Genomic DNA, 12,961 nt, shown 5'->3' on the forward strand with positions numbered 1-12,961 from the left:
CCGTCCGGTCGTGCCGGACGGGCCGAGCCGTCTGATGTTCCGCGCGTGTGACCGGTTCGCCACGACGTGGTGTTCCACGCGTGTGGTCCGTACGCCATGACCGGGACACGCCCGGAATCGCGCTATGCCGTCGGCGCCACCTCGGCGTGGTCGGTCTCCGGCTCCGCGTCCTCGGCGGCCGGGCCCGCGCCGCCCACCTCGACCGAGAGGTCCGTGATCCGCGCCGCGCCCGTGGGCCGGCGCTCCACCGGCTGCGGAGCCACCGCACGCCACCACGGCTCGGCGGGGACGGTCTGCGCCGTGGGCTCGAAGGGCTCACCGGGGCGCGGCAGGGCGATTCTGGCGCCCGCGTCCTCCGCCGCGGCAAGGGTGCCCTCGCCCGGCTCGGCCCACGGGTGCGGGGCGAGATTGAAAGTGGCCCAGTGGATCGGGAGCATCGCGCCGAGCGGCTTGCCGCCCTGGAGATCCAGATGGGCCCGCATGCCCTCGGCCGGTGTCATGTGAATGTCGGGCCAGTACTCGGAGTACGCGCCGATCTGGATCATCGTCGCGTCGAACGGGCCGTGCTCGGCGCCGATGTCCTTGAAGCCCGGGAAGTAGCCGGTGTCACCGCTGTGGTAGATCCGGTGCTCGGGCCCCGCGACGGCCCAGGACGCCCAGAGCGTGTGCTGCTGGTTGCGCAGCCCGCGGCCGCAGAAGTGACGGGCCGGGGTGGCGGTCAGGCTGACCCCGGCGATCCTCGTGGTCTCGTTCCAGTCCAGTTCGCGCATCCGGTCGGCGGACACGCCCCATCGCTCCAGATGCGCGCCGACGCCGAGCGGGACGGCGAACACCGTGTCCGTGCCCGCGAGGGCCCGGATCGTCGGCAGATCGAGGTGGTCGTAGTGGTCGTGGGAGATCACCACCGCGTCGACGGGTCCGAGCGCGGCGAGCGGCAGCGGCACGGGGTGCAGCCGCTTGGGCCCGGCGAAGGCGAAGGGCGAACAGCGCTCGCCCCACACCGGGTCGAAGAGCACCCGCCGGCCGTCGATCTCGGCGAGCACACTGGAATGGCCCATCCAGGTGAGCCGCAGCCCGGTGGCGGGCGGCTCGGCGAGGTCGGCGTAGGTGGTGGCGTGGACGGGCACAGTGCCGACCGGCGCCCTGCGCGCCCGCTCCTCCTTGCGGAAGTAGACCTTCGCGAACTCCAGGGTGGATCCGGACGGCCTGGTCCGTGCCCCCACCGGGTTCTGAAAGACGCCGTCGGCGAAGTTGGGCGAGCGGCGGATGCGCTCCATGCGGGCACCGCCCGGATCGGCGCCGAACGCGACGGGGCGCAGCGAACGCAGCCGGGTGCGGAGCGGAGGCAAGGGGTCAGCGCCGGTCACAGCATCTCCTGAGGGAGTCGGTGTCGTCTCATTATGGGCGGGGGGTACGGCAGTGCGAGAGCGGAACGGCCGACGGGCTGATCGCCGGACCGGGCTCCGTCAGCCACGCGGCTGCCCGTACGCGTGCTCGATGTGCAGCCGCAGCACGACGCGGCGGTCCCGGACCATCGCAGTGCGGTAGTCGTCCCAGTCGGGGTGTTCGCCCTGGACGTCGCGGTAGAGCGTGATCAGCTCCTCCACCGTCGCGTCGTGCGGGTCGGCTGCGACCGGGGTCAGCTCGGCCGTGCCGTCCACGACCGTCCACGCCCAGCGGTCCGCGCTGGTGACGTGGTAGCTCGCCCGCGGGTCGCGGCGGAGGTTCTTCGTCTTCGCCCGGTCCTCGGTGATCGAGACGCGGACGATGCGCTCGTCGGGGTAGTAGAAGTGATTGACATTGGACAGCTGGGGCCTGCCGTCCCGCTTGAGCGTCACAAGTACGCCGCCGCTCTCCTCGCCGAGCAGCCCGAGCAGCGCGTCCTGCTGTGCATCGAATCCCGTCATGCCGAATCCAACGTCCATGCCCGCCACAGGATTCCGCATTCGCCCGTGCTCCCGTGTCACATCCGGGCCACCCCCGTCCGTCACACCCGTGAACGCAGCCCGCCGACGGCGTCCCACGGCGCCGCCGGACGGCATCCGAGCCGTACCGAAGGAGACCGGCCATGACCGCCCGCATCTCGCTCGACCCGCCCCGTACCCTCCTCTTCCGCGCCGTGTCGTGGTACTCGGAGCGTACGTACGGCAAGGTCATCGATCCCGTACGGGCCACCGCCCACCACACCAAGGTGCTGTGGGCCGGACTCCGCTTCGAGTTGGCGGTGGGCCGCTGGAAGAAGCTGGACCCGCAGCTCAAGGCGCTGGCCGTCATGACGTCCGCGGCCACCGTCGGCTGCAGCTGGTGCATGGACTTCGGCTACTGGGAGAACCACCGCCACGGCATGGACCCCGACAAGCTGCGTGACGTACCGGTGTGGCGCGAGAGCGGGGCGTACACCCCGCTGGAGCGTGACGTCATGGCGTACGCGGAGGCGATGAGCCTCACCCCGCCCGAGGTCGGGGACGAGCTGGTGGAGCGGCTGCGGACCACGCTCGGCGAGGCGGTGCTCGTCGAGCTCACGACCATGGTTGCGGTGGAGAACATGCGCTCCCGCACCAATTCCGCCCTCGGCCTGACCAGCCAGGGCTTCAAGGACCGGTGCGAGGTGGAGCGCCCCGCAGGCCGCTGACCGACGCGGCCCAGCCACTGAACGACGATTCAGCAGTGGCCGCATTGACAGGGGCGCTCCCGCCTCCCGATACTGACTGACGATTCAGTAAATCGACGAGTTGACATCGGCCTGTCAGCGGAGGGAGCCGGCGTGCCCGAGCAACCGGGAAATGCGTCGTCGACCGGCGGCGAGGCCGTGGTCCGCGCCCTGGCGGCACACGGGGTCACCAGGGCGTTCGGGATTCCGGGAACGCACAACCTGGAGATCTACCGGCATCTGGCCCCGTACGGGATCGCGCATGTCACGCCCCGGCACGAACAGGGCGCGGGGTACGCGGCGGATGCGTACGCACGGGTCACCGACCGGCCCGGGGTGGCGATCACCACCACCGGGCCGGCCCTGCTCAACATCACGGCAGCGGTCGGTCAGGCGTATTCGGACAGCGTGCCGCTGCTGGTCGTGTCGCCCGGGATGCCGTTGCACCACCCCCGCCGGCCGACCGGTCTGCTGCACGAGATGCGCAGCCAGACCGAGGCACTGCGCGCGGTCGCGGCATTCAGCCACCGGGTGTCGACGGTCGAGGAGATCGGCTCGGCGGTGGCGCGTGCGTTCACCCTGTTCCGTACCCGGCGGCCGCGTCCGGTCCATGTCGAGGTGCCGCTGGATCTGCTGGAGACGGTGCAGCCGGCGGGACCGGTGCGGCTCACGCCACCGCTGTCCGCCCCGGGCCCGGCCGGACCCGTGCTCCGGGACGCGGCCCGGGTCCTGCGGTCGGCCCGGCATCCCGCGCTGGTCCTCGGCGGAGGGGCGCGGGCCGCGTCCGCCGAGTGCCGGGCGCTCGCCGAGGCGCTGGCAGCCCCGGTCGTCACCACCGCCAACGGCAAAGGGATCGTCGACGAGACGCATCCGCTGTCGCTCGGGGTGTCGCTGCACAGCCCGTCCGTACAGAAGTGGCTGGCCGGCTGCGATGCGCTGCTCGCGGTCGGCACCGAGCTGGCCGAGTCCGATCTGTGGTCCGCGCCGCCGACGCTGAGCGGCACACTGATCCGGGTCGACATCGACCCCGCCCAGATGTACGCGGGACTGCCCGCCGATCTGGCGCTGGTCGGCGCGGCGCGCCCCACACTGGAGGCGCTGCGGGAGGCGCTGGAGGAAGCAACCGGGGACTCGGGCGCGCGGGACAGTGCCGCCGCGGTACGGGCGCTGCGCGCCGCGCGGGATGCCGAGACCGCGGAGCGTGACGCCCGCTGGGTGCCGTATCTGCGGGCCGCACGGACCGTGCTCGATGCCGACGCGATCTGGACCTCGGACAGTGCGCAGTGCTGCTACTACGGCGCCCTTCCCCATCTGCCCGTCGGGCCGCGTGGGCGCTATCTGCACCCGACCGGCTTCGGCACGCTCGGCTACGCGCTGCCCGCGGCGATCGGCGCGAAGACCGCGTACCCCCACCGGCAGGTCGTGGCGCTCAGCGGGGACGGCGGGCTGCAGTTCTCCGTGCAGGAGCTCGCCACCGCCGTCCAGCTGCGGCTGCCGCTGCCCGTCGTGGTGTTCGACAACGGGGGCTACGGGGAGATCCGCGACGAAATGACGGCGCGCGGCGACACCCCCACGGGCGTCGATCTGCCGTCCGTCGACCTGCCCGCGCTGGCGCGGGCGTACGGCGGCCACGGTGCCCGTGCCGAAAACCCCGAGGCACTGGCCCGCGCCCTGTCCCTGGCCCTGACCACCCCCGGGCCCACCGTGATCACTGTGACCGAGGAGACCCCCCGATGACGACACCTCCGGTGTCCCGCCCCACCGCCCCGTCCGCCCCGTCCGCCCCGTCCGCCCCGCTGATCTCGCTCACCTGGACCGACCACATCACCGGCCGCCAGGGGCATCTGGTCGTGGACCGGCTGGTGCGCGGTGTGTCCAGCGGCGGGCTGCGGATGCGGGCGGGCTGCACCCTCGACGAGGTGGCGGGGCTGGCCCGCGGCATGACGATGAAGGAGGCCCTCCACTTCGACGCCGATGACGCGGGGGCCCGCTACATACCGCTCGGCGGCGCCAAGGGCGGCATCGACTGCGACCCGCGCGACCCGGAGGCGTACGGCGTTCTGGTGCGCTATCTGCGGGCCGTGCGCCCGTACATCGAGAACGTCTGGACGACGGGTGAGGACCTGGGGCTCACCCAGGACATCGTGGACCGGGCGGCGGCCGAGGCCGGGCTCGTCTCCTCGATCCAGGCCGTCTATCCGCTGCTCGACGACGAGACGGCGGCCCGGCAGCGCCTCGCCGACGCGTTCGCCGTCGAGGTGGACGGCATCGGGCTCGACGAGCTGGTCGGCGGCTGCGGGGTCGCCGAGTCGGCGCTCGCGGCGCTGGACCGGGCGGGCGTCCCGTACCGGGGCGCAAGGGTCTCCGTGCAGGGGCTCGGCACCATGGGCGGGGCGACGGCGCGGTTCCTGGCGCGGGCCGGGCTGACGGTGGTCGCCGTGGCCGACATCAAGGGCACGATCGCCAATCCGGCCGGCCTGGATGTCGAGGCACTGCTGGCCGCCAGGGACGGGTACGGGACGGTGGACCGCGGCGCGCTCCGGGACGGGGACCGCGAACTGCCCGCGGACGCCTGGCTGGAGCAGGAAGCCGAGATACTGGCACCGGCAGCCGTTTCGTACGCGATCGATGCCACCAACCAGGCCCGGATACAGGCCCGTTGGGTCGTCGAGGCGGCGAACATGCCGGTGATCCCGGAGGCGGAGGCGCTGCTCGCGGCTCGCGGAATCACGGTGTTGCCGGATGTGGTCGTCAACTCCGGTACGAACGCCTGGTGGTGGTGGACGCTGTTCGGTGACATCGGGGCGGACGCCGACGAGGCGTTCGAGCACACCCGCCGCTCGATGCGGGCCCTGATCGACCTGATGCTGGCCCGCGCCGAGGCCGACGACTGCACCCCGCGGGCCGCCGCCCATGCCATCGTCGCCGACCGGCTGCCGGTGATGGCGCAGCGGTTCGGCTGGTACCGCTGAACCCAACTGCACGCCCGGTCAAGGACGTTACGGCCGACTGCCGGCGTGTACGGCGTATAGCTGCCATGGCAGCTTCCCGCCACCCCTGAGCCACCTCCCACCCGCCATGCTCCTGACACTCTCACCTCACCACCCCCTGAAAACACACGAGTTCACGAGGTGAGAATGAGACGGACCAGATGGGCGGCGGTCTGCGCCACCGCGCTTGCCGCCGCCCTTGCCGGTGGAACACTGCCCGCTGCCGCCGACAACACCCCCGCCTTCGCCGACCCGTCCGCATCCCCGGCAACGGCCGGCGGGAGCAGCACCGTCACCCTGCTGACCGGCGATGTGGTGACGTACTCCGGTCGTGGGGACGGCGTACAGATCAGCTCGATCGTGCCGGGAACCGGCCGTGAGGGCATGGGCTTCACCCGCTTCCGGGCCGGGGGCCACGAGTACGCGGTACCCATCGATGCCATCGGCCAGATCTCCCGGGGCCGTGTGGACCAGCGGCTGTTCGATGTGACCGAGCTGGTCGCCTCGGGTTACACGGATGCCGATACGGACTCGCTGCGCATCCTCGTCGGCAGTGCCGCATCATCGACCGGGAGCCCCGAAGCCCCGAAGGGCGCACGGGTCACCGCGGCCTTCCCGACCACACAGACCACCGCGCTCAATGTGCCGAAGAAGTCGGCCGACTCCGTCTGGAAGCAGCTCGGGACGGAGTCGCGGGCCCGCAACGAGGGCATCGGCAAGGTCTGGCTCGACGGCAGGGTGCGGGCCACGCTCGACAGGTCCGTACCGCAGATCGGCGCCGACCGGGCGCATCGTGCCGGAATCACCGGGAAGGGCACCAGAGTTGCCGTTCTCGACACCGGCTACGACCGGGACCACCCCGATCTGAAGAGCGCCGTCGTCGCCTCGCAGGACTTCACCGGGGACGGCGACGTCCAGGACATGCAGGGCCACGGCACCCATGTGTCCTCGATCATCGCCGGTTCCGGGGCCGCTTCCGGGGGCCGGTACGCGGGTGTCGCACCGGGCGCGGAGCTCGTCGAGGGCAAGGTGCTCAGCAACGACGGTTACGGCTACGACTCCTGGATTCTGGCGGGCATGCAGTGGGCCGTCGACCAGGACGCCAAGGTCGTCAACATGAGCCTCGGATCGACCGTGGCGTCCGACGGCACCGACCCGCTGTCCGCCGCCGTCGACAAGCTCTCCGCCGAGCACGGCACACTCTTCGTCATCGCCGCGGGCAACAGCGGCAATCGGACGATCAGCGCCCCCGGTGCCGCCGACGCCGCTCTGACGGTCGGCTCGGTCACCAAGTCCGGTGAGATGTCGTCGTTCTCCTCACGCGGACCGCGTCAGGGCAGGCCCGCCGTCAAACCGGAGATCTCCGCCCCCGGCAGCGACATCGTTGCCGCGCGTGCCGCCGGAACCCTGGACGACGCCACCGTCACCGAGCGGTACGCCTCGCTCTCCGGTACGTCGATGGCGAGCCCGCATGTGGCGGGCGCCGCGGCCCTGCTGGCCCAGCGGCACCCCGACTGGTCCGGCGCCCGGCTGAAGGCGGCACTGATCGGCAGCGCCGCGCCGGTGGACGGTGCGACGGTCTCCGACACCGGTTCCGGCCTCACCGACGTACCGGCCGCACTGGCCACCTCGGTGGTCGCCGAACCCGCCACCCTGGCCGCCGGCACCACGTACCCGAACGCCTCCGCCGAGCCCCGGAGCCGCGAGCTGACCTGGACGAACACCACCGACAAGCCCGTGAGGCTGAGGCTCTCCGCGGGGCAGAGCGCCGCGGTGCGCCTCGACGCGCAGACGCTGACCGTCCCGGCGCGTTCCTCCGCCGTCTCGAAGGTCACGCTCGAACCATCACGGGTCGAGGCAGGCACGACGTACGGCGGTGCCGTGACCGCGACCTGGCCGGGAGGCGGACGGGCGACCGTGCCGGTCTCGATCCAGGCCGATCCGGAGACGTACACCCTCACCCTGACCGGACCCGCGCCGCGTGAGGGCAGCGAGTCCACCTCGACGGGTGTGGTTCTGCAGAACGAGAGGACCGGCACGTCCCAGCTGATCGGGCTGACGGGCACCACGCCGAAGAAGGTGACGCTGCCGCGCGGCAGTTACCGGGCTCTCGGACACACCTGGGAGTACGACACGGTGGGCAACACCGTCGTCGGCACCACGGCGATCCACTTCGCCCGACGGGTGACGGTGGATCAGAACACCTCGGTCGCACTGGACACCAAGGACGCGAAGCCGGTACGGATCGGAGTGGACGACGGGTCCGCACGGGTGACCCTCCAGTCGGCAACCGGAATCGTCTCGCGGGCAGGCACCGGCTCCGGCGCCGTGGACAGCGGTCTGGTCGCACCGAGTTCCGCCGGTCAGTACCGCGTCGAGGCCGTACCCACCACCGGCGGTGCGCTGGACGGGCTGACCTTCTTCGGCGGGCTGAGCTGGCAGCAGCGCGAGGTCGACGCGCACGAGCCCGGCTCCTCGGCGAACGCGCTGAAGCTGCTGCTGTCGCAGTACAGCATCTACAGCTGGCTGGGCACCGCGACCGGTGAGGTCGTCGACATCGGCACCGGGGCGGACACCGACCCGGCGGCGATGGACCTCAAGGGCAAGATCGTGCTGTGGACACCGGCGACCAGCCAGACCTCGTTCAACAACGCGCTCTACCAGAAACTGACCGACGCGGGCACGGCCGCCATCATGTACGTCGGCTACGGGCTCTCCGTCTACCGGCCGACACCCGTACTCCGGCTGGACGAGGCCAGTGTGCCCGCGCTGCGTGACCGGCTGGCCGCAGGCCCGCTGACCCTGACGCTCGACGGCGTCAACACCGGGGCGGACGCCTATTATCTGCACCACTCGGTCGATGGCCGGGTTCCGGCCGGGGCCGACTGGTTCGACCGGCGGTCCGACCTTGCCGAGGTGCGGACGACGCAGCGCACCCACGGCTACCCGTCCGACCCCAAGGGCATGTATGCCTGGACGACCTGGCACGGGCTGACGCTCTTTCAGCAGGTCACCCGCTACCGTCCGCCGTCGGAGCAGACGCTCTACTTCTCCCCGGACGTGGCGTGGACGACGGCGACCTTCCACTATCAGTACGACGTCGGCGACCGCGTCTATCCGCTGGGGACGCTGAGCGGTCCGCCCACCGTGTACAGCAAGGACGGTGACTACCGGGACGACTGGATGTCCGCCCCCTTCAACCCGGCGCTCGGCAAGCAGGCCGGTGCCGCCCAGGTCACCAGGGAGGGCGACAAGCTGAAGGTGGCGCTCCCGGTGTTCTCCGACGCGGCCGGTCACCGGGCCGAGACGGCGCCCGGCGCGGACAGCGGGAGCACGGTCCTGGCGGACGACAGCGGGAAAGTGCTGGCCCGCAATGCCGCACCGGGACGCGCCACGTTCGACCTGCCGCGCAAGGAGAGCTGGTACCGGCTGACCGTCGATGCCACGCGTACGTCGCCGGATCCGGTGACCTGGATGCTCGGGACCAGGGTCACCAGCGAGTGGCGACTGCGCTCCGGGCACGAGAAGTCGGCCGCCGCTGCCCGGCTGCTGGACCTCGACTACCGGCTGCCGCTCACCGGCGAGAACGCGGCCGACCCCGCGAAACCGCTCGACTACACGGTCGGTCTCTCCGCGCAGGGCAGCCGGAAGGCGCTTCCCATCGCCTCGCTGAAGGTCTGGTACGCGACGGACGGCACCGACTGGAAGCAGGCCGCGGCAGCTAGCGGGGCGGACGGCCGCTGGAAGGTCACCGTCCCGGCCCTCGGGACCGCCAAGGTCGATCTGAGATCCACCGTCACGGACACCTCAGGTGCTTCGCTGACGGAGACCCTGATCGACGCGTACAACTCCGGCTGCACCGACATCTGGTGCTGACGGACAGATTCTGGGGGCGGGGCCGTACGCGGCTCCGCCCCCGGCCTGCCCGGGCCCCGCGCATTCGTTAGGGTGACGCCGTGGCAAGAGTGCGGTTGAGCGTGGCGGAACGGCGCGAGGAGCTCCTGCGCGCTGCCGTCGAACAGATCGAGGTGCGGGGGGTCGCAGCGGTACGGATCGCCGACGTGGCCGCCGTGCTCGGTGTGAGCAATGCGCTCGTGCTCTACCACTTCTCGACCAAGGAGAAGCTGGTCGCGGCCGCCTTCGCGCATGCCGCCGAGGCCGACCTCGCCCATCTGCGCAAGCTGCTGAGCCGCCGCACCAGTGCGGTACGGCGGCTGCGCTCCGCCGTCCGCTGGTACGCGCCGACGGGCCAGGCCAAGGGCTGGCGGCTGTGGATCGAGGGCTGGGCGGCCTCGCTGCGCGACCCGGCGCTGCGCAATGTGGCCGGCGATCTCGACCAGCAGTGGAAGGCGGAGCTGGCCGAGGTCATCGAAGAGGGCGCCGCCGCCGGTGAGTTCCACTGCGACGACCCGATGTCCGTGGCGTGGCGGCTGACCGCCCTGCTGGACGGCCTGGCCGTGCAGATGACGTCGTACGCGGGTCCGCTCTCCCGGGCCACGATGCTGGCCTGGACCGACGAGGCCCTCGCCCGCGAACTCGGCATCGACCATGCGGCACTGACGGCCTGACAGCGTCCTCGGCCGGCCGCGCGACCGTGCCCAGCCGGCGCGTATGGCGCGGCCGGACGCAGCCGGACGCAGCCGTTGGACGTTCCCTGCGCACCGCACGATCTCGAAGCGCTGGAGTTCACCACGTCCGGCGGCCGGTCGCCGACCCTGCCGGCGCTCTTCGCCGCCGCCCAGACGGACGCCTTCCTCGTCATGCACCGCGGCACCGTGGTCCACGAGCGCTACCTGCACGGCTACGAATCCCACGTGCCGCACTTCAACGCTTGGGCGGCCAAGTCGTACATCGGCCTCCTGGCAGCCGTCCTCGCGGACCAGGGGCTGTTCGACCGCGACGCGCCGGTGTCCCGATACGTCCCCGAATTCACGGGAACCGCGTTCGGAGAGGCACGGGTCGACGGTCTGCTGCACATGGGCACCCTGATGAGCTACGCCGGCCGGCCTTTCGACAAGGCGATCGAGGCCCGGAGGTACTTCGTCATCCTCGCCCCGCAGTTGCGCCCTTACGGCCACAACGGCCCCACCAGCATCCGCGAACACCTCGCCACCGCCCGGGCCACCGGCAAGCCCGGCACGGAATTCCGCTACGAGAACGGCAATGTCGAGGCGCTCGCGGAGGTCCTCCGCCGCGTCACCGGCATCAGTACGTCCACGCTGCTCAGCGAGGTGATCTGGTCCCGGCTGGGGGCGGAGGAGGACGCCTGCCACATCCTCGACTCCGAAGGAACCGAGGCCGCGTGCGGCGGCTTCAGCGCGACCTTGCGTGACGTGGCCCGGCTCGGCGAGATGATCCGCTGCGGCGGCGCCATCGGTGACCGGCAGATCCTGCCCGAAGCATCGCCACGACGATCGCCACCGGCACCCCGGACGGCTACCCCCGCCGCGTCCGCTTCCCGGCGGCACCCCCGGACTCACCAGCCACGCTCTCGTACCACGACCTCTGGTGGATCCTGAACGACCCCTACAAGTCCTTCACGGCCGGCGGCATCCACGGACAGCGCCTGTTCATGTCCCCCGAACTGAACCTGGTCGTCGCGCACTTCGCCTCCCAGGTCATGTCGACCTCCGTCCCCCCGGCGCCACTGGTCCCGGCCTTCATCAAGATCCGAACCCACCTCAACGCCAGGACCTGAAAGGCGCTCGGCCCGCTGGGCCGCCGACGGTCAGGTCTGGCGCAGGGGTGCGTACGCATCCCCCTGAAGTCCGAAGGTCCAGGCCACACCGTCCTTCGCGGTCCTCGTGGTCGGCGGCACCCGCAGCCAGTAGGTGCGGCTGGTTCCGTCCGGCTCCGGGGTGGAGTTGACCACCTCGACCATCACCACGTCCTCGTCGCCGTCCATCGCTATCCGCCAGAGGATGCCCGTCTCGTCCCGATGGACCGGCTCGGCGGCCGACTCGGTGAGGTAGCGGTCGTATCCGTAGAACTCCAGCATCACGCGGCGCAGTTCCGCGTTCTCCTCCTCACGTATCCGTTCGGGGGTCAGGGAGTTCAGTTCCGCGAGGAATTCGGCGGGCACGGGCATGCCCCGCCACGCGTGGAGCGCGAAGCCGTCGCGGTAGGCGAGCGCCGGGCCGTCCCCGCGGTCGAGCCGGCCCGCCTCGTCCCGGTGGAGTGCTTCGGGGCGCTCGCTGATCACCACGACACGCTCGTAGGGCCACCACCAGCCCGCGTGCCTGGCCACCTCGGCCAGACCGTCCAGCCGGTCGCCCCGGCCGTCGAACGCTGCGAGCCAGGCCGCATCGTGCTGGCCCAGGACCGCGTCGAGCAACAGCAGCCGGACATCGGACTCGTCCTCGGGGCGTTCCGTGAGGTCCGCGACGACGCCGCTCCTGATCCGCTCGGCGAGCGCCGCCGTGGTCTCCCAGAGCTGCGCCCCCGTGGCGGACCACAGGGCGGACCAGCCCGCCGGGCCCAGCTCGTCGTACATCCGGCGCCGCTCCTGCGCCCACGGCCGGGTCCGAATCTCGTCGCGCACCGAACGTCCGGCATCGACGAGCTTCTCGACGGCCTCCACGGCGGCCCTGGGCGAGTCGACCCAGACGATCCGCTCCGGCTCGGCAAGTCCTGCGCTGCGGTAGGCGAGCCGCAGCCCGTCCTCGGCCGCGGCCCGGTCCGCCGCGCCGGTCGCCGCTGCCACGGCCCGCCATGAGTCCACGTACTGCATCGGTCTTCCCCGTCCCCTGATTCGGTGTCGTTCGGTGTTCTGTGATTGCGTGCTTCGGATCTCTGATCCGCTTCGCGGATCCGCTGCTGCCCGGATGGGCCGGCCGTGTCAGTCCGCGACGATGCGGACCGCCCCCGGCGCGTACTCCCGCTGGCGCACCACGCGGTACCAGCCCTTCGACAGCGGTATCGCCGCGTGCTCCTCGTGCACCACCCGCCCGCCTTCGGGGAGATGGAGCAGCATCGGCCCGAAGGCACCCGCCTCGCGCATCAGCCGGCCCGGCCCCTGGACCGCATGGGCGTGGCCGGTGACCTCGCCCAGCGCGAGGATCATCCGCCCCCGGCCGTCCCTCGGTTCACCCGGCGCGTCCACAAGATGCGCGGGCACCGCCGACTCCTCCAACGACACGATCAGTACATCACCCTGCCGGTACACAGACGTCTCCCCTCGATGGCCGCACCCGCTGTGCCGGCCACGAGGAAAACGCTACGGGGAGGGTCTGACATTGATACTCGTAGCGGGTTCCGGTGGTCGTGGCTCAGGGTCTGACTGACGTCCTGCTGGGCTGTCCTGCGACTGTTCTGTCCGGCT

11 protein-coding genes are annotated in these 12,961 nt (G+C 71.5%); 7 read left to right on the forward strand and 4 right to left on the reverse strand.

Going from position 1 to position 12,961, the window contains the following annotated elements; genetic code table 11:
- Window positions 1-122: 122 nt before the first annotated feature.
- Both ACGFU7_RS41425 and ACGFU7_RS41430 read right to left on the reverse strand, forming a co-directional pair.
- On the reverse strand, window positions 123-1,367 hold the full coding sequence (locus ACGFU7_RS41425; RefSeq protein WP_393703297.1) for an MBL fold metallo-hydrolase: 1,245 nt from the start codon (window positions 1,365-1,367) through the stop codon (window positions 123-125).
- Between the two features lie 99 nt (window positions 1,368-1,466).
- Window positions 1,467-1,907 (reverse strand): PPOX class F420-dependent oxidoreductase, encoded by a 441-nt coding sequence (locus ACGFU7_RS41430; protein ID WP_393703298.1) that lies wholly within the window; start codon window positions 1,905-1,907, stop codon window positions 1,467-1,469.
- A gap of 161 nt (window positions 1,908-2,068) precedes the next feature.
- Here ACGFU7_RS41430 and ACGFU7_RS41435 point away from each other — a divergent pair, with 161 nt between their 5' ends.
- From ACGFU7_RS41435 to ACGFU7_RS41465, 7 genes are all read left to right on the forward strand, one after another.
- A complete protein-coding gene (locus ACGFU7_RS41435) occupies window positions 2,069-2,632 on the forward strand; it encodes a carboxymuconolactone decarboxylase family protein (RefSeq protein WP_393703300.1) in 564 nt (187 codons plus the stop codon).
- Between the two features lie 132 nt (window positions 2,633-2,764).
- Window positions 2,765-4,387, forward strand: a complete 1,623-nt coding sequence (locus tag ACGFU7_RS41440) for a thiamine pyrophosphate-binding protein (RefSeq protein ID WP_393703301.1) — start codon at window positions 2,765-2,767, stop codon at window positions 4,385-4,387.
- A complete protein-coding gene (locus ACGFU7_RS41445; protein WP_393703302.1) occupies window positions 4,384-5,622 on the forward strand; it encodes a Glu/Leu/Phe/Val dehydrogenase dimerization domain-containing protein in 1,239 nt (412 codons plus the stop codon). Before ACGFU7_RS41440 ends, ACGFU7_RS41445 begins: the two co-directional genes overlap by 4 nt.
- A 165-nt stretch (window positions 5,623-5,787) precedes the next feature.
- Entirely contained in the window at window positions 5,788-9,516 is a 3,729-nt protein-coding gene (locus ACGFU7_RS41450; protein WP_393703303.1) for a S8 family serine peptidase, read from the forward strand.
- An 80-nt stretch (window positions 9,517-9,596) separates the two neighbouring features.
- Window positions 9,597-10,208, forward strand: a complete 612-nt coding sequence (locus ACGFU7_RS41455) for a TetR/AcrR family transcriptional regulator (RefSeq protein WP_393703305.1) — start codon at window positions 9,597-9,599, stop codon at window positions 10,206-10,208.
- A gap of 75 nt (window positions 10,209-10,283) precedes the next feature.
- The gene (locus tag ACGFU7_RS41460; RefSeq protein ID WP_393703306.1) at window positions 10,284-11,159 is read left to right on the forward strand and encodes a serine hydrolase domain-containing protein; all 876 of its coding nucleotides are present in this window, start codon (window positions 10,284-10,286) and stop codon (window positions 11,157-11,159) included.
- Window positions 11,160-11,212: 53 nt separating this feature from the next.
- On the forward strand, window positions 11,213-11,338 hold the full coding sequence (locus ACGFU7_RS41465) for a hypothetical protein (RefSeq protein ID WP_393703308.1): 126 nt from the start codon (window positions 11,213-11,215) through the stop codon (window positions 11,336-11,338).
- A 30-nt stretch (window positions 11,339-11,368) separates the two neighbouring features.
- Here the strand turns inward: ACGFU7_RS41465 and ACGFU7_RS41470 are convergent, their stop codons facing one another.
- Both ACGFU7_RS41470 and ACGFU7_RS41475 read right to left on the reverse strand, forming a co-directional pair.
- Window positions 11,369-12,370 carry a DUF6745 domain-containing protein gene (locus ACGFU7_RS41470; protein ID WP_393703310.1) on the reverse strand — a complete coding sequence of 334 codons (1,002 nt, stop codon included), beginning with the start codon at window positions 12,368-12,370 and terminating at the stop codon, window positions 11,369-11,371.
- Between the two features lie 108 nt (window positions 12,371-12,478).
- Entirely contained in the window at window positions 12,479-12,805 is a 327-nt protein-coding gene (locus tag ACGFU7_RS41475) for a hypothetical protein (protein WP_114247858.1), read from the reverse strand.
- Window positions 12,806-12,961: the final 156 nt, after the last annotated feature.

The sequence above is a fragment of the Streptomyces sp. NPDC048473 genome (assembly GCF_043200155.1).
Lineage (GTDB): Bacteria > Actinomycetota > Actinomycetes > Streptomycetales > Streptomycetaceae > Streptomyces.